General features: G+C 63.7%; 11 protein-coding genes. 3 read left to right on the top strand and 8 right to left on the bottom strand.

Features of this window, described 5'->3' with window-relative positions; genetic code table 11:
* Positions 1-302: 302 nt before the first annotated feature.
* Both JV551A3_RS11390 and JV551A3_RS11395 read right to left on the bottom strand, forming a co-directional pair.
* Positions 303-878 (bottom strand): ANTAR domain-containing response regulator, encoded by a 576-nt coding sequence (locus JV551A3_RS11390; RefSeq protein WP_112252101.1) that lies wholly within the window; start codon positions 876-878, stop codon positions 303-305.
* 12 nt (positions 879-890) lie between these two features.
* A complete protein-coding gene (locus JV551A3_RS11395; protein ID WP_133970853.1) occupies positions 891-2,102 on the bottom strand; it encodes a CmpA/NrtA family ABC transporter substrate-binding protein in 1,212 nt (403 codons plus the stop codon).
* 292 nt (positions 2,103-2,394) lie between these two features.
* On the opposite strand from JV551A3_RS11395, the gene JV551A3_RS11400 reads away from it, so the two are divergent.
* The gene (locus tag JV551A3_RS11400) at positions 2,395-3,417 is read left to right on the top strand and encodes a quinone-dependent dihydroorotate dehydrogenase (RefSeq protein WP_133970854.1); all 1,023 of its coding nucleotides are present in this window, start codon (positions 2,395-2,397) and stop codon (positions 3,415-3,417) included.
* 212 nt (positions 3,418-3,629) lie between these two features.
* On the opposite strand, the gene rmf is transcribed toward JV551A3_RS11400, so the two are convergent.
* On the bottom strand, positions 3,630-3,845 hold the full coding sequence (rmf, locus tag JV551A3_RS11405; protein ID WP_003248687.1) for a ribosome modulation factor: 216 nt from the start codon (positions 3,843-3,845) through the stop codon (positions 3,630-3,632).
* Between the two features lie 561 nt (positions 3,846-4,406).
* Here rmf and rlmKL point away from each other — a divergent pair.
* Both rlmKL and JV551A3_RS11415 read left to right on the top strand, forming a co-directional pair.
* A complete protein-coding gene (gene rlmKL, locus JV551A3_RS11410; RefSeq protein WP_133970855.1) occupies positions 4,407-6,599 on the top strand; it encodes a bifunctional 23S rRNA (guanine(2069)-N(7))-methyltransferase RlmK/23S rRNA (guanine(2445)-N(2))-methyltransferase RlmL in 2,193 nt (730 codons plus the stop codon).
* A gap of 94 nt (positions 6,600-6,693) precedes the next feature.
* Entirely contained in the window at positions 6,694-9,084 is a 2,391-nt protein-coding gene (locus JV551A3_RS11415) for a sensor domain-containing diguanylate cyclase (RefSeq protein WP_133970856.1), read from the top strand.
* Positions 9,085-9,214: 130 nt separating this feature from the next.
* Here JV551A3_RS11415 and dacB read toward each other — a convergent pair whose 3' ends face one another.
* The 5 genes from dacB to JV551A3_RS11440 all read right to left on the bottom strand — a co-directional run bounded on the left by dacB (position 9,215) and on the right by JV551A3_RS11440 (position 17,270).
* Positions 9,215-10,672: a D-alanyl-D-alanine carboxypeptidase/D-alanyl-D-alanine endopeptidase gene (gene dacB, locus JV551A3_RS11420; protein ID WP_133970857.1), complete on the bottom strand. Its 1,458-nt coding sequence runs from the start codon at positions 10,670-10,672 to the stop codon at positions 9,215-9,217.
* A gap of 341 nt (positions 10,673-11,013) precedes the next feature.
* Complete coding sequence (locus JV551A3_RS11425) at positions 11,014-11,358, bottom strand: YggL family protein (RefSeq protein WP_004376110.1); 345 nt, start codon at positions 11,356-11,358, stop codon at positions 11,014-11,016.
* A 41-nt stretch (positions 11,359-11,399) separates the two neighbouring features.
* On the bottom strand, positions 11,400-15,029 hold the full coding sequence (locus JV551A3_RS11430; protein ID WP_133970858.1) for an ATP-binding protein: 3,630 nt from the start codon (positions 15,027-15,029) through the stop codon (positions 11,400-11,402).
* 8 nt (positions 15,030-15,037) lie between these two features.
* A complete protein-coding gene (locus JV551A3_RS11435; RefSeq protein ID WP_112252108.1) occupies positions 15,038-15,655 on the bottom strand; it encodes a response regulator transcription factor in 618 nt (205 codons plus the stop codon).
* 283 nt (positions 15,656-15,938) lie between these two features.
* The gene (locus JV551A3_RS11440) at positions 15,939-17,270 is read right to left on the bottom strand and encodes a deoxyguanosinetriphosphate triphosphohydrolase (RefSeq protein WP_112252109.1); all 1,332 of its coding nucleotides are present in this window, start codon (positions 17,268-17,270) and stop codon (positions 15,939-15,941) included.
* Positions 17,271-17,407 lie beyond the last annotated feature (137 nt).

The raw sequence follows: 17,407 nt of genomic DNA on the forward strand, positions 1-17,407 counted from the left end.
ATGCAACGGAACGAAAAAGACGCCGCCACCCGCTCCACATGGGTGGAGGGGAGAGCGACGTCTTTGTCGGGATCAAGTGGGCAACCGCCGTTGGCTACCGGTGATATTTGTTCAGCAAGAGATGGGCCAACTTGGACCGTGGGTTGACTCGGGTTATGTGGGAGCGGCCTTGTGTCGCGAAAGGGCTGCGCAGCAGCCCCGGCAATATCTGCGGCGAAGCTGAAAATTCGGGGGCCGCTACGCGCCCCTTTCGCGACACAAGGCCGCTCCCACATGGATCGCGTGAGGTTTTGAACGAGGCGTCAGCCCAGCATCTCGTGCATGGCAATGATCTGCTCTGCCACCTGGATCAGCTTCTGCTGCCGGCTCATGGCCTGACGGCGCATCAGGGTGTAGGCCTGTTCTTCGTTGCAGTCCTTCATCTTCATCAGCAAACCCTTGGCCTGCTCGATGCGCTTGCGCTCGGCCAGTTGCTGGTCGCGCGCCAGCAATTGTGCCTTCAGCGCCTGGTCACTTTCGAAGCGGGCCATGGCCACATCCAGGATCGGCTGCAGCCGCGCCGCATGGATGCCTTCGACGATGTAGGCGCTGACCCCCGACTGGATCGCCTGGCGCATCACGGCGGGGTCGTGCTCGTCGGTGAACAGTACGATGGGGCGTGGCTGGTCACGGCTGACCAGCACCACCTGTTCCATCACATCGCGGTCCGGTGAGTCGGTATCGATCAGCACCACATCCGGGCGCACCGTTTCGACGCAGGCGGGCAGGTCGATGGTCAGGCCGGGGGCTTCGATGACCTCGAAGCCGGCCTCGCTCAGGGCCGCCTTGAGGCGGCCGAGTTTGCTCTGGGTGTCGTCGATCAGCAGGATGCGCAACATGAATGGTCCCCCTCACGCGCCGACACGGGCATCGGGCAGGTCGCCCATGGCATGCAGGCTGAAACTGCGGGCATAACCGTAGGGGTCGCTGCCGTCCCAGCGGCTGCCATCGATCAACAGGCTGCTGCGCATTGGCTCTGGGCAGGCCACGCCGAGGCTTTGTGCCGCCTCGCCATACAGCGCCAGCTGCTGGACCTGGCGGGCCACGCCGAGGTAGTCGGGGTCATCGCGCAGCAGGCCCCAGCGGCGGAACTGGGTCATGAACCACATGCCGTCGGACAGGTACGGCAGGTTGGCCCGGCCATGGTCGTGCAGCCGCAGTGCATGGGGGTCTTGCCAGTGGTTGCCCAGGCCATCGTGGTAGCTGCCGAGCAGGCGTGGTTCGATACTCGCCAGCGGGGTGGCCAGGTAGGCGCTGCCGCTGAGCAGTTGCGCAGTGCTGCGGCGATTTTCCGGGCTTTGCTCGATGAAGCGGCTGGCGGCCAGCACCGCCTTGATCAGCGCGCGGGCACTGTTGGGGTATTGCTCGGCAAAGGCGCGGGCGCAGGCCAGGACCTTTTCCGGATGGTCCGGCCAGATCGATTGGCTGGTAGCCAGGGTGAAGCCCTGGCCCGTGGCCACTGCATCGGCAGCCCAGGGTTCGCCCACGCAGAAACCGTCGATGCGCCCGGCCTGGATATGCGCGGCCATTTGTGCAGGTGGTACCACCACACTGTCGACGTCGCGCAATGGGTGGATGCCCTGGCTGGCAAGCCAGTAATACAGCCACATGGCGTGGGTGCCGGTGGGGAAAGTCTGGGCAAAAGTGAGGCGTGCGCCATGCTGGTGCGCCAGGCGCGCCAATGCTTCAGGGTTGGTCACGCCTTTGCGCTGCAGGGCCGGAGACAGGTTTATGGCCTGGGCGTTCTGGTTCAGCCCCATGAGCACGGCCATTTCGCTGGCCGGTACACCGCCGATGCCCAGGTGCACGGCATAGGCCAGGCCATACAGGCAGTGCGCCGCATCCAGTTCGCCGGTGACCAGCTTGTCGCGCAGCCCGGCCCAGGAACCCTGGCGTTTGAGGTTGAGGGTAAGGCCGTGCTGCTGGGCGAAGCCTTGGGTGGCGGCGACCACCACCGAGGCGCAGTCGGTCAGAGCCATGTAGCCGATGTTCAGGCTGGGCTTTTCCGGCGCGTCGCTGCCGTTGACCCAGGCCAGGGGCGTTGCTCGGGGTACAGTGTTCACAAGGTTCCTCGCCCGTACTGATAAGGCTGTGGGCTTTTCCGGTGCAACGCATGTGCCAAAGGCCGTGGGCCGCTTTGCGATGGCTCGACCCTGTAGGAGCAGCCTTGTGCTGCGAAGAGGCCGGCATGGCAAAAGATTTTGTGTGGCTGTAATGGCCTCTTCGCAGCACTAGGCTGCTCCTACAGGTCGGTGTTGGCCGGCCATGGCTGCGCAGCAGCCCCACGATTTGCTGTCATGCCGGCCCCACGCTGGCTATAATCGCCACCTCATTCACCCCGAGCCTTGCCCGCCCATGTATACCCTGGCCCGCCAGCTGCTGTTCAAGCTTTCCCCGGAAACCTCCCACGACCTGTCCCTGGACCTGATCGGCGCAGGTGGCCGTCTTGGCCTCAACGGCGTGCTGTGCAAGCAGCCGGCGGCTTTGCCGGTTACGGTCATGGGCTTGAACTTCGCCAACCCGGTGGGTCTGGCGGCCGGCCTGGACAAGAACGGTGCGGCCATCGACGGGTTCGCCCAACTGGGCTTCGGCTTCGTCGAAATCGGCACCGTCACCCCGCGACCGCAGCCGGGCAACCCCAAGCCGCGGCTGTTCCGCCTGCCGGAGGCAACGGCCATCATCAACCGCATGGGCTTCAACAACCTAGGCGTTGATCACCTGCTCGACCGGGTGCGTGCTGCGCGTTACAACGGCGTGCTGGGCATCAACATTGGCAAGAATTTCGACACCCCGGTGGAGCGTGCCGTCGATGACTACCTGATCTGCCTGGACAAGGTGTACACCGCTGCCAGTTACATCACGGTCAACGTCAGTTCACCAAACACCCCGGGCCTGCGCAGCCTGCAATTTGGCGATTCGCTCAAGCAGTTGCTCGATGCCCTGGCCGAGTGCCGCGAGCAACTGGCCGGCACGCATGGCAAGCGCGTACCTCTGGCAATCAAGATTGCCCCGGACATGAGCGACGAAGAAACCGCCCTGGTGGCCGCAGCGCTGATGGAGTCGGGCATGGATGCGGTGATCGCCACCAACACCACGCTGGGGCGTGAAGGTGTCGAAGGGCTGCCATACGGTGGCGAGGCGGGCGGCCTGTCGGGCGCGCCGGTGCTGGAAAAGAGCACCCACATCGTCAAGGTGCTGGCGGGCGAGCTGGGCGGCAAGCTGCCGATCATTGCCGCTGGCGGTATTACCGAAGGCCGCCATGCCGCCGAGAAGATCGCTGCCGGCGCGAGCCTGGTGCAGATTTATTCGGGTTTCATTTACAAGGGGCCGGCGCTGATTCGCGAAGCGGTGGATGCTATCGCTGCGATGCCGCGGTGACCTGACCGGCCCATTCGCGGGCATGCCCGCTCCCACAGGATTCAGCGCACTGCTGAGGCTGACGCTATATCTGTGGGAGCGGGCGAGCCCGCGAAGAAGCCAGCGCGGATATGGATTCGAAGTCATAAAAAAGGGCCCCATCAAGGGGCCCCTGGGCCTGCGCCCGCCGCCCGGATAGGGCGTGCATGGTGAATCGAATTCAGTGTCCTCGTTCAGCCAACGGCGTGATTTTCGTTGAGTCTATGGATGCCAGCGGTGCCAGTCATTCCGTCCCAGTTATCACCGCGACCTTCACGCCAGCCGTTGATCCAGGCTTGGCGAACAGAAGGAAGATTGAAGGGGCAAAGCTCGCGGGATTTGCCGGTGACCCCGTATTGGTAGCCACGTGAATATGCTCTTTCCAACGGATCACGCTTAAGTCTTCTCATAGGGTGTTGCCCTCACTTGTTGACTGTAATGTCCCGTCGGCCTCTCCGAGGCCGGGCAGAGTCTTTCTGCCGGTGTGCGCTCGCTGCCGGCGTGGCGAGCTGAAAGTGCCGCCTCGTTGCGAAGCGGCCTGAGACCAGTTCTATCGAATGCGAGTCACGGTGTGAATGATCGATTTGTCATAAGCACGTAACCTTTCCAAGGGTGAGGGGATAAGTAAATAAATGCGACTCAACCTTATTTAGCGTTGAGCCCGCTATGATCAGGGTTTGCCGATCATTGACGTCATTTCGCCAGCGTTGCTTGTGGATGACAGAAATAATTTGAAATGCGACGAAGGGTCACATCGGCCCCGGCATCGCCAGAATTTTTTGTACTGCCTGATGATCTAAGCTGTCTTTGCCACTGGGCCAAGCACAGATCGGTCAGGCGGCCCGGCCTTTCACCGCACGCTCGCGTGCCAAGAAAGGCCACCCGCACGCCTGCTGGAAAGGTGTGCGGGCAAACATCGCGGGGCGATGCGTCGCCCCGTCAGTCAAATAGCCCAAGGCGCTGGATTACTCATGTCGGACCGTTTCGAACTTTACCTCACCTGCCCCAAAGGCCTGGAAGGCCTGCTTGCCGAAGAGGCCCGGGCCCTCGGCCTGGATGACGTGCGCGAGCACACCTCGGCCATTCGCGGCGCCGCCGACATGGAAACCGCCTACCGCCTGTGCCTGTGGTCACGCTTGGCCAACCGGGTGCTGCTGGTACTCAAGCGCTTCTCCATGAAGAACGCCGACGACCTCTACGACGGCGTGCACGCGGTCGACTGGGCTGATCACCTGGCAGCCGACGGCACCTTGGCAGTGGAGTTCAGCGGCCATGGCTCGGGCATCGACAACACCCACTTCGGTGCGTTGAAGGTCAAGGACGCGATCGTCGACAAGCTGCGCAACCGCGAAGGACTGCGCCCGTCGGTGGAAAAGATCGACCCGGATGTGCGCGTGCACCTGCGCCTGGACCGCGGCGAAGCCATTCTCTCCCTTGACCTTTCCGGGCACAGCCTGCACCAGCGTGGCTACCGTCTGCAGCAAGGCGCCGCGCCGCTGAAGGAAAACTTGGCGGCGGCGGTGCTTATCCGCGCCGGCTGGCCGCGCATTGCCGCCGAAGGTGGCGCGCTGGCCGACCCGATGTGCGGTGTGGGCACCTTCCTGGTCGAAGCAGCAATGATCGCCGCCGATATCGCGCCCAACCTCAAGCGCGAACGCTGGGGCTTCAGTGCCTGGCTCGGCCATGTACCGGCGTTGTGGCGCAAGGTGCATGACGAGGCGCAGGCGCGGGCACAGGCCGGCCTGGCCAAGCCACCGCTGTGGATCCGTGGCTACGAGGCCGACCCGCGGCTGATCCAGCCAGGCCGCAACAACGTCGAGCGTGCCGGCCTGGGCGACTGGGTCAAGATCTACCAGGGCGAAGTCAGCACCTTCGAGCCGCGCCCGGACCAGAACCAGAAAGGCCTGGTCATCAGCAACCCGCCCTATGGCGAGCGCCTGGGTGACGAAGCCAGCTTGCTGTACCTCTACCAGAACCTCGGCGAGCGCCTGCGTCAGGCCTGCATGGGCTGGGAGGCGGCGGTATTCACTGGCGCGCCGCAGTTGGGCAAGCGCATGGGTATTCGCAGCCACAAGCAGTACGCGTTCTGGAACGGCGCCTTGCCGTGCAAGCTGCTGCTGTTCAAGGTGCAGCCCGACCAGTTCGTCACCGGCGAGCGCCGCGAGGCGCAGCCTGAAGGTGCGCAAACCCGCCAGCAGGCAGTACCGGCCAGCGAGCCGGCACGTTTGTCGGAAGGTGCGCAGATGTTCGCCAACCGCCTGCAGAAAAACCTCCGGCAACTGGGCAAGTGGGCCCGCCGCGAGCAGGTCGATTGCTACCGCCTGTACGATGCCGACATGCCCGAATATGCCCTGGCAGTCGACCTGTACCAGGACTGGGTTCACGTGCAGGAATACGCCGCGCCACGTTCGGTCGACCCGGAAAAGGCTCAGGCACGCCTGCTCGACGCGCTGGCAGCCATCCCGCAGGCCTTGGGCATTTCGCCGCAGCGTGTGGTGTTGAAGCGCCGCGAGCGGCAGAGCGGCACGCGCCAGTACGAGCGCCAGGCAACCGAAGGCCGCTTCCAGGAAGTGAACGAAGGCGGCGTCAAGCTGCTGGTCAACCTTACCGATTACCTCGACACCGGCCTGTTCCTCGACCATCGCCCGATGCGCATGCGCATCCAGCGCGAAGCAGCCGGCAAACGCTTCCTCAACCTGTTCTGCTACACCGCCACGGCCAGCGTGCATGCGGCCAAGGGTGGCGCGCGCAGCACCACCAGCGTCGACCTGTCGAAAACCTACCTGGACTGGGCGCGGCGCAACCTGGCGCTCAATGGCTTCTCGGATCGCAACCGCCTGGAGCAGGGCGACGTGATGGCCTGGCTGGAGGGTAACCGCGACAGCTACGACCTGATCTTCATCGACCCGCCGACCTTCTCCAACTCCAAGCGCATGGAAGGCGTGTTCGATGTGCAGCGTGACCACGTGCAGCTGCTTGATTTGGCCATGGCCCGCCTGGCACCGGGTGGCGTGCTGTATTTCTCCAACAACTTCCGCAAGTTCCAGCTGGACGAGCACCTGATGGCGCGTTACGCGGTGGAGGAAATCACGGCCCAGACCCTGGACCCGGACTTCGCCCGCAACAACCGTATCCATCGCGCCTGGCGCCTGCAGCTTCGTTGAGGCGACGAGGTACATTGCGCGGCTAATGGCCAATAGCTATAACTGGGGACAGGGCAAGATAATCCGCAGGACGCTGACGTGACGAGATGGGTGTATGTCAAAGGGTGGCGTGTGCGCGCGGTTGCTTGGCCTGTGCACAGAGGCATTATCCGCCTGGGCGGTGGCCCTGGTCGCCCTGGTCGTGGGCGGCCTGTTGACGGCCGTACTTGCGCTAGCCGCGCAAACCTTCTACAAGCAGCAACTGCGCCAGCGCTTCGAGCTGCTGGCCAGCGAGCGTTTCAGCCGTATCGCCGAGCGGTTTGACGAACAGCAGCAGCGCCTGGACGGGCTGCGGCGGTTTTTCAGCTTTTCCAACGAAATCACCCCGCACGAGTTCGACGGCTACGCCCGGCCATTGCTGCAACGGACCCTGGCCTACGCTTGGGCGCCGCGTGTCGAGGCCGCGCAACGCGCCGAGTTCGAGCGCCAGGCCAGTGCGCATTCCGGCCCGGGCTATGTGATCCGCGACCAGGATGAACAAGGCCAGTGGCACCCATCCCCCCAGCGCGACCATTATTTCCCGGTACTCTATACCCAGTCGGGTGAATTGCCCGGGTTGCCCTATGGGCTGGACCTCGCCGGCCAGGAAGTGCCCCTGGCGGCCTTGGCGCGGGCGCTTGGGCCGGGCAGCATGGCGGTGTCCGAGCCACTGCCCATGTTCGATACCAACTCGGATGCGCGTGGCCTGCTGATGGTGGCGCCGGTGTTTTCCGATGCCAGACCCCGCGGCGCGGCAGTGGGTTATGTGATGGCCTTGCTGAGCATGCGTGAGCTGATCAGCGACGGGCGCCCGGTTACGGCAGACGATAACCTTGTGGTGCGTATCGTCGACCCCACCGGGCTACATGGCCCCGAGGTGATGTTCGATTCGCAGAACCCGGTCGCACCCCTGCCGCTGGCCAGCAACCAGCTATTGCACCTGGCTGACCACCACTTCCAGCTGAGTATCCGGCCGAGCCAGGCCTTCGTGCGCGCCAACCGTTCCTCCGCGGTGCTGGCAGTAAGCCTGCTGGGCAGCTTGTTGAGTCTGCTGCTCAGCGTGTTGCTCTACAGTCTGTTCAGCCAGCGCCAGCGCGCATTGGCCCTGGTAGAGCAGCGCACGGCCGAGCTGCGGGTCAGCGAGCAGTCACTGCGTGGTACCCACAACCAGCTGCGCAGCGTGCTGGATGCCGCAACCCAGGTGGCGATCATCGCCACCAACCTCAAGGGTGTGGTCAGCACTTTCAACGCCGGCGCCGAGCGCATGCTCGGTTACCCGGCCAGCGAGGCGATCGGCCAGCTGCGCCTGGAGGACCTGGTGCTGCCCGAGGAGTTGAGCCAGCGTGCCCATGCCTTGAGCCTGCGTTACGGCCGACCGATTGAAGGTGGCCAGGCCATGTTCGCCGAAACGGTGCAGGAGCATGGCGCCGAGCCGGGGGAGTGGACCTTGTTGCGCGCCGATGGCAGCCAACTGGTGGCCAACATGCTGGTCACCGCCATGCTCGATGAGCAGGGGTTATGGATCGGTTACCTGGCGATCTGCATCGATGTCACTGAACGGCGTCGGGTGCATGAGGCGCTGGCAGCGCGTGACCGCCTGCTGGAAAAGCTCAGTGCCGAGGTGCCGGGCGGCATTTACCAGTACCGCCTGGATGGCAACGGCCACTCCTGCTTTCCGTATGCCAGCATGGGCCTGTACGACATCTACGAAGTCGACCTGCAGCAGCTGCGCGAGGACGCCACCGCGGTGTTCGAGCGCATCCACCCGGACGACCTGGAGCGCGTGCGCCGCTCGGTGCGTTACTCGGCCGAACACCTGTCGCCCTGGCGCGAAGAATACCGCGTCTGCCTGCCGCGTGCCGGGTTGCGCTGGGTGCGTGGCGAGGCGACACCGGAGGTGGGCGAGCAGGGCTGTACCTTGTGGCATGGCTACCTGACCGACATCTCCGACCTGAAGGGCGTGGAGGAAGAGTTGCGTGCGCTGTCGGTGACCGACTCGCTGACCGGCATCCATAATCGCCGTTACTTCCAGGAGCGGCTCAAGCTCGAACTGGAACGGGCCCAGCGCGATGGCCTGGCGCTGGCGGTGATCATGCTCGATATCGATCACTTCAAGCGCATCAACGACCATTTCGGCCATGCCGTTGGCGATCGCGTGCTGCGCAGCCTGTGCCTGCGTATCGGCCAGCGTTTGCGGCGCACCGATGTGTTCTGCCGGCTGGGCGGCGAAGAGTTCATGGTGCTGTGCCCGGGCAGCGATGCCGAGCAGGCGCGGCTGCTGGCACTGGAGCTGTGGCAAGGCGTGCGCAATGTGCCGGTGGAGGGCGTGGGCAGGGTGACTGCGAGTTTTGGTGTGGCGGGGTGGCGACCGGGGGAAGGGGCCGATGCCTTGCTGCTGCGGGCTGATGCCGGGGTGTATGCAGCCAAGCAGGCTGGGCGGGACCGGGTGGAGGGGGAGTTGGCCTGACAGCTTTCAGTTGCCAATGCCGGCCCTTTCGCGGCTGAAGCCGCTCCCACAGGTTCTTCATTGTTCTCGAAGCCTGTGTAGTACCTGTGGGAGCGGCTTTAGCCGCGAAAGGGCCGGTACTGGCTACCTGTCAGTTGGCTGCTGTGCTGCCGGCCAGTTTCGGCTGGCGGTACAAGTCCAGCAGTACCTGGTCGAGCACCTGCGAGGCGCCCCACGGTTTCGGATCGTTGAGGATCGCCGCCACCGCCCAGGTATGGCCGTTGCTGTCACGGCTAAAGCCGGCAATTGCCCGTACTGTGTTCAGCGTACCGGTCTTGATGTGCCCTTCGCCAGTCATGGCGGTGCGCTTCAGGCGCTTGCGCATGGTGCCGTCCATACCCACCAGCGGCATCGAGCTCATGAACTCGGCAGCATAGGGGCTCTTCCAGGCCGCCTGCAGCATTGCCGCCATCTCCCGGGTGCTGACCCGTTCGGCACGCGACAGGCCGGAACCGTTTTCCATCACCAGGTGCGGCGCGGTAATACCCTTCTTCGCCAGCCACTGGCGCACCACGCGCTGGGCGGCGCGAGCGTCGTCACCGTCGGCATCGGTGCGGAACTGCGCGCCAAGGCTCAGGAACAGCTGCTGGGCCATGGTGTTGTTGCTGTACTTGTTGATGTCGCGGATCACTTCCACCAGGTCTGGCGAGAAGGCACGGGCCAGCAGGCGAGCGCCCTTGGGCACGTTCTCGAAGCGGTCGCCACCCTGGATGCTGCCACCCAGCTCGTTCCAGATCGCGCGCACGGCACCGGCGGCGTAGGTCGGGTGGTCGAGCAGCGACAGGTAGGTCTGCGAGTTGCAGCCGTCACCCAGCTGGCCGCTGACCGTTACGCTGATGCCGTCGGCCTGCTGCACGGGGTTGTAGCGCACATCACCCGAACACTGTTTGGAGGCTACCGCCTTGACCTGGTTGTCGATGCGGATGCTGGCAATCGGCGGTTCGACCGCGATGGTGACCTTGCCGCCATCGTTGCGGGCCACGAAACGCAGGGCCTTGAGGTTGACCAGCAGCGAGTCGGGCTTGACCAGGAAAGGCTTGTTCTCATCACCGCCGTCATCGTTGAACTGCGGCAGGTTGGGCTGCACGAAGTGGCTGCGGTCCAGCACCAGGTCGCCGGTGATGGTGCGCACGCCATTGGCGCGCAGGTCACGCATCAGCAGCCACAATTTTTCCATGTTCAGTTTCGGGTCGCCGCCACCTTTGAGGTACAGGTTACCGTTGAGTACGCCGTTGCTCAGGGTGCCGTCGGTGTAGAACTCGGTTTTCCACTGGAAGGTCGGGCCGAGCAGTTCGAGGGCGGCGTAGGTGGTGACCAGTTTCATGGTCGAGGCCGGGTTGACCGAGACATCGGCATTGAACACGGTCGGTGTGCCGGGGCCGTCCAGCGGCAGCATCACCAGCGACAGGGCAGAATCCTGCAGTTTGTTGGCCTTGAGGGCCTGTTGCACTTTGGCAGGCAGCGTGGTGTTGACGGCGGCGGCCTGGCTGGGCAGGGCGAGTGGCAACAGCAGGCCGGCAAGAATGAGGGGACGAAGCGTTTTGATCATGATCGATAAATACCCTACGGCGAGGGAAAAGGGCATTGGGGCTGTAAGGAATGATGGCCCCAGAATGAAAGAATACGCATTATGCCCCAAGCGCAGCGACGATGCGCCACGTTCGACGGAAAAGCACCCCCAATAAAAAAGCCACCCCGAAGGGTAATGCCTGTCAGTCAAGTAAATGGGGCCGCTTTGCGGCCCATCGCCGGCAAGCCAGCTACCACAGGGATTGCGCAATTCCTGTGGGAGCTGGCTTGCCGGCGATGGGCTGCGTAGCAGCCCCATTACACAATCTGACAGGCACTACCCGTAGGGGTGGCCTTTTCAGCGATCGAGCCGGGCCGGTATCACTCGGCCTTGTTGATCGGCTTTTCCGGGTACCAGGCGTCCAGCAGCGGGCTGACCTCGATCTTGGTCAGTTCGCTACGGCCTTTGAGCCAGGCTTCAACGGCTGCACGCTGTTCTTCGCTGACCGAGCCGCGTTTGACCGAGCACACCAGGCCGAAATCGTCACCGCCTACATAGTCCAGGCCATTGGCGTCCATGGCTTCTGCCAGGAACGCGTCGAGGAAAGCATCGATTGCCTGGTCGTCCAGATCTTCCTTGAATTCCAGGTTCAGCTCGAAGCCCAATTCCTGAAACTCGTCGACACACAGCTTCTTGCGCAGACGACGGGAGCGGTTTGTGGCCATGAAACAATCCTCTTAGGTAATAACGCCGCGCAGTCTACCAGTTAACACGCCTGGCTGCCTGCCTGTGTGCAGGTAGCGGTGGCCAGTTCCTTGGCCAGGGCACGTTCTACCCGGCACATATGCCGCGCCAGTGCCTGGCGCCGCAGGCGTATCTGGGCGGTAGGCAAGCCGCCTGCCTCCAGGGCTTCGCAAGCCTTCATCAGTTCGGGAGCTTCCAGCATACGTGCGGCACTGAGCACCTTGTGCGCCTGTTCGGCAATGGCATCGCTGTCGTGCTGCGGATGCAAGGCCATCAAGGTTGCCAGGTCGGCCTGCAGGCTCTGCTGCAACGCCACCAGAAAGCGCTGGCGGTCGTTCGGGTCATGCCCGACCACTGTGGCCAGGCCGTCCAGGTTGTACAGCTTGCGCCGCGATTTCTGCCGGCGCGGGCGGATGCCGGCCAGGCGCTGGCTGAGCGTACTCAGGCTTATGGGCTTGAGCAGGCAGTCGTCCATGCCGGCGCTCAGGCACTTGCGGCGTACCTCCGGCTGCGCGTTGGCGGTGTAGCCGAGAATAGTGCAGCGTGGCCGCTTGCCATGGCGTTCCTCGGTACGCACGGCGGTGGCCAGCTGGTAGCCGTTCATGTGCGGCATGTTGCAGTCGAGCACCAGCACATCGAAGTCCCCCGCCCGCCAGGTGGCCAGGCCTTCGCGACCGTCGCGGGCGCTGGTGTGCTCCAGCCCCAGGTAGCCAAGCTGCTGGGCCATCAGCTGCAGGTTGGCCGGGTGGTCGTCGATCACCAATACGTTCAGCCGCGGGTCCGGCACATCGAGGTTCTCGATCAGCGGGGCCGGCTGCGCTGCAGCGTCAACCCGCTGCAGCGGCATCTTCAGGCGCACCTGGGTGCCGACATCCTCCAGGCTCTTGATGGTCAGGCTGCCGCCCATCATTTCGCACAGGTTGCGACAGATGGCCAGGCCTAGCCCGGTACCCGCGCGGGCGCTCTGGCTATGTGGGTTGGCCTGGATGAACGGGTTGAACAGGCGTTGCAGGTCGTCGGCGTGGATACCGATACCGCTGTCGCGCACTTCCAGCTCCAGCACGGCGGGAGTGGTGGCGCCGTCGTCTACCAGGCCGACGCAGATGCGCACCTGACCATGCTCGGTGAACTTGATGGCGTTGCTCACCAGGTTGGACAGGACCTGCTTGAAACGCAGGGGGTCGAGCAGGGCATGGCAGCGTGCGGCCGGCGCGATCATCACCTCCAGGGCCAGGCCTTTCTGCCGCGCCTGGCCTTCGAAAATACGCCCCACCGATTCGACCAGGGCCGCCAGGTCGACGGCCTCCGGGGCGAGGGACAAGTGCCCGGATTCGATGCGCACGATGTCGAGGATATCGCCGATCAGGCCCAGCAGGTCCTTGGCCGAATGGTGGGCCAGCTCCAGCGCGCAGCGGTCTACCCGGCCTTGGTCGGCACGCTTGACTGCCAACTCGAGCATGCCGATGACCGCATTCATCGGGGTGCGGATTTCGTGACTGATGGTGGCCAGGAACGTGCTTTTGGCGCGGTTCGCATCGTCGGCCTGCTGCTTGGCCTGGCGCAACTCCATGACCAGATGGCGGCGCTCGCTGATGTCGATCCAGCCACCGATGATGCCCTGTACCTCACCCAGTGAGTCGCGGTACGGCAGAATCCAGTGGTAGATGGTTATCTCCCGGTCCTGGATCCGTAGTGTCCGGTCCATGATCAGTGGCGAGCCTTCGGCCATTACCTTCAGGTAGTCGGCGTGGATCTGCCGGGTCTGCTCGCAATCGGCGAACAGGCTCCCCTCCAGGTTCTTGCCGATGACCTCCTCGGAGCGCGCCTGCACGGCTTCCAGGTAGCTGTAGTTGCAGCTTTGCAGGCAGCCCTCGCGGTCACGTACGTACATGGGGTGGGGCGTGCCGTTGAGCAGGGCGCGCATGAATGCCAACTGGTCGTTCAACGCCCGTTCGGCGCGTTGCCGCTGGCGAATCTGCAGGCGCAGGCGGGCATTCCACAGCAAGGCCAGCAGCAACAGCACGGCGGTGCCCAGTACCACCTGTATCGCCAGCCTTCGGTAACCGTGGTCGTTGCCATCCTCGTGCAGGCTGAAGCCGCGCCAGCGGTTGTTGATGACCCCCAGTTCTTCCGGCGAGATGCTCAGCAGCGCCTTGTCGAGGATCGACACCAGCGCCTGCGACGGGGCACTGGTGGCCATGGCGAAGCTGGCAGGGTCGCTGCCGACGGTGGCCCGGATGACCAGTTCAGGGTTGCCGGCCAGCGCGTGGTTGGCGTCGATCAAGGTGGTAATCACCGCATCGACGGCACCGCTGTTGAGCAACGCCATGGAATAGAACGAGCTTTCGGTCTCGACCCAGCCGATTTGCGGATAGTGCCGCGACAGCATGGCGTCCATGGCACTGTAGCGGGTGATGGCGATGCGATGACCCTGCAACTGTTCCAGCGAGGTGAAGGGTTGCTTGTCCTTGCGGCTGACCAGCACATAGGCGCTTTCCAGGTAAGGCTGGCTGATTTGCAGGTCGTCTTCGTTCATCCCGCCGGTGGCCAGTGCGGCGATGACATCGGCGCGGCCGTCCTTCAGGCGGGCAATCATGTCTGCAAGGCCGCTGGCGCGCTGCACTTCGAAACGCAAACCGGTGCGCAGGCGAAGCAGTTCGAGCAGGTCGGCAGTGATGCCGCGAAAATGCCCCGAGCCATCGAAGAAGGAGACAGGGGCAGCAGTGTCATCGATTGCCACCCGCATCACCGGGTGGTCCTTGAGCCATCGCTCCTCGGTGTCGGTCAGTTGCAGCTTGCGGTCGGTCAGCAGCAGGTCGCTACCGGCGCTCCAGCGCTTGAAGATACTGGCGCGTATGGCCGAGGTCTGTCTGTCCAGGGTGGCGTTAACCATCTCCATCAACACCCTGTCCTCGTGGCGCAGGGCAAAACCGAAGCCGATGGCTTCGTGCTTGCCGAAACTGGCCATGCGCAGGCGTGGCAGGTGGCCGCGGTTGAGCTGGTAATGGGTGGAAATGGTATCGCCGATGAACACGTCGGCCTGGCCGAACGCCACGGCACTCAGGGCCTGGCTGGACGAGCCGAAGGCCAGCAGCTCGGCCTTGGGGTAGGTTCTGTTCACCTCCTGCCGGGGCAGGTAGTGGTAGAGCATGCCCAGGCGCATGCCGGCCAGGCCCGTGTCCAGCGCCCGGCTTTCGTCCTCGCGCGTTACCAGCACCGGTTGGTCGATGGCGTAGGGTTGCGACAGGGCCAGGCCATCGCTGGCCGCTTCGTAGCCGTTGGCGCTGCCAAGCAGGTCGATATCGCCCTGCCGGAGCGCTTCCACCGCCGCTTGTCGGCTGGAAAAGCGCAGCACCCGCACGGGCAACTGCAGGGCCTTGCCGATCAGGCTTGCGTACTCGGCGGTAAGGCCTTGGTAGTCGCGGCCCCCACTGGTGATGTCGAACGGCGGATAGTCCGGTGCCGAGGTACCCAGCACCAGTTCCTGACGGCCTTCGAGCCATTGCCGTTGCTCGTCGGTGAGCGCAGGCAGTGCCGGCCTGGCCGATGAGCGTGCCAGCAAGGTATAGGACGAAGCCTCGTGATGGGTAGCCTGTGCCACGCCGCTGAACAGGAGCAGGGTGACCAGCAGGCGAACGATAGGGTGCGCCATGACTACCCTCAGACCAGCGCGTTGCGTTTGGCCATTTCAATCAGGTCGACCAGCGTATTGACCTGAAGTTTGTGCATGAGGCGCTTCTTGTAGGTGCTGACGGTCTTGCTGCTGAGGAACATGCCCTTGGCAATTTCCTTGTTGCTGCGGCCCTGGGCGAACAGTTGCAGTACCATCAGTTCGCGGTCATTCACCTGGCGGAAAAGTTGCAAGTCGGCATTTACTGCCTGGTCATGCTTTATTGCCTGGCTGGGGAAGTAGTTGTAGCCAGCCAGCACGGCCTTGATTGCACTGAGCAGTTCGTTCAGGTCTTCCTGCTTGCACACATAGCCTGCAGCACCGGAGTGCATGCAGCGCACGGCAAACAAGGCCGGAGATTGCGCGGTCAGTACCAGCACCTTCAGGGGCAGGGCCATGGCCTGGAACCGGGCAAGCACCTCCAGCCCGTCCAGCTTGGGGATGCTGATGTCGAGTATGACCAGGTCGGGGGCGGTTTCGCGAATCATCTGCATGGCGTCCACGCCATTGTCCGACTCGCCGACAACCTTGTAATTCTGGTTTTCCAGCAACATACGAACAGCCAGGCGGATGACGGGATGGTCGTCGACGATAAATATGGAATGCATGTTCAACTTCCCTGCGGGCGATTGAGGGTGACAGGCGGCACCTTATCGCAGTTGAAAGTCATCGGGCATGCGAGGAAGGGCTATCAGCCCTATATGGGAAATGGCTTACAAGATAAAACAATTCGGGCTACGAAACAGGCGCGTTTAACCCAATGTCAAAATGTGTTTGGTAACTTTTCATTTGTTTTTATTCGTGCTGTTTAACTTGTCGCCAGCATATGTAGGAAGTTTCTCACAATGTACGGTGCAGCTCCGGGCGATACCCGGGCTGCACCGGCAGGGCTCAGGTCGGGCTGGAGCGCCCGGTCATTTCCCGGGCCATTTCGCTGGCATAGCTGTCGGTCATCCCGGCGATGAAGTCGATCATGCGCAGGAAGGCGCTGTGCAGCGAGCCGTGCGGGTCGGGGGCATTGTTGCCGATCAGGTCCAGTACCCGGCGGCTCTTGAACGACGGCGTGCGTCCACCGTGCTGTTCGAGGGCGGCCCCGCAGAAGGTGTTCAGCAGAATCTCCAGCGTGGTGTAGGCGCCGATCTCGTGCAGGGTCTTGCGCTTGTCCTGGAAGATCTTGTTGCGTGCCATGTCCTTGGCCTGCAGCACGCAGCGCTTGGCCGGGCCATGCATGTGTTCGACCAGGTCGCCCGCCAGCTGCCCGGCCAGCAAGGCTTGCTGCTGTTCGACGAAGGCGTGGGCGGCAGCGTTGGTCAGGTGCTCGATGGCCTTGCCGCGCAGGATCGCCAGCTTGCGCCGCCGAGAATCGCCAGGGCCGAGCTGGCGGTAGGTTTCCGGCAGGTCCTCGCCGACCAGGTCGAGCAGCAGCGCTTCGACTTCGGCATATTGCAGCAGCTCCATTTCCAGGCCGTCTTCCAGGTCGATCAGCGCGTAGCAGATGTCATCCGCGGCTTCCATCAGGTAGACCAGCGGATGGCGCGCCCAGCGCTGATGTTCCAGTTGCGGCAGGCCGAGCTTGCGGGCGATCTGCTCGAGCAGCGGCAGTTCGCTCTGGTAACTGCCGAACTTGTGCTTCTTGTAACCCAGGGCGTCGGCGTGGCGTGCGCTCCACGGGTACTTCAGGTAAGTGCCGAGGGTGGCATAGGTCAGCCGGGTACCACCGTCGAACTGGTGATATTCCAGCTGGGTGAGTACACGAAAGCCTTGGGCGTTGCCTTCGAAGTTGAGGAAGTCGGCGCGCTCGTCGTCGCTCATGTCGTCCAGCCAGCCGCGCCCGGCGGCCTGCTGGAACCAGTGGCGGATGGCATCTTCGCCAGAGTGGCCGAACGGTGGGTTGCCGATGTCATGGGCCAGGCAGGCCGACTGCACGATCATTCCCAGGTCACTGGGGGCGCACCAGTCCGGCAGGCTGTCGCGCAGGGTTTCGCCGACGCGCATGCCCAGCGAGCGGCCGACGCAGCTGACTTCCAGCGAGTGGGTCAGGCGTGTGTGGATATGGTCGTTGCTGGAAACCGGGTGCACCTGGGTCTTGCGCCCAAGGCGGCGGAAGGCACCGGAGAAGATGATGCGGTCGTGGTCCTTGTGAAAGGGGCTGCGCCCGAGTTCATCGGCGCTGTACAGGGCTTTGCCCAGGCGTTCGCGGGTGAGCAGGGTGTGCCAGTCCAAGGCGCGGTCTCCTGTGGATCGAAGGCATTAGCTTCCAGTGTCGTGTGCATATGTGCAAGGGGCAGGTCGATACCGACCCTGTGGGAGCGGGTTTACCCGCGAATGCGTCGGTGGCTCTACTGCCGCATTCGCGGGTA

This window comes from Pseudomonas inefficax, from assembly GCF_900277125.1.
Lineage (GTDB): Bacteria > Pseudomonadota > Gammaproteobacteria > Pseudomonadales > Pseudomonadaceae > Aquipseudomonas > Aquipseudomonas inefficax.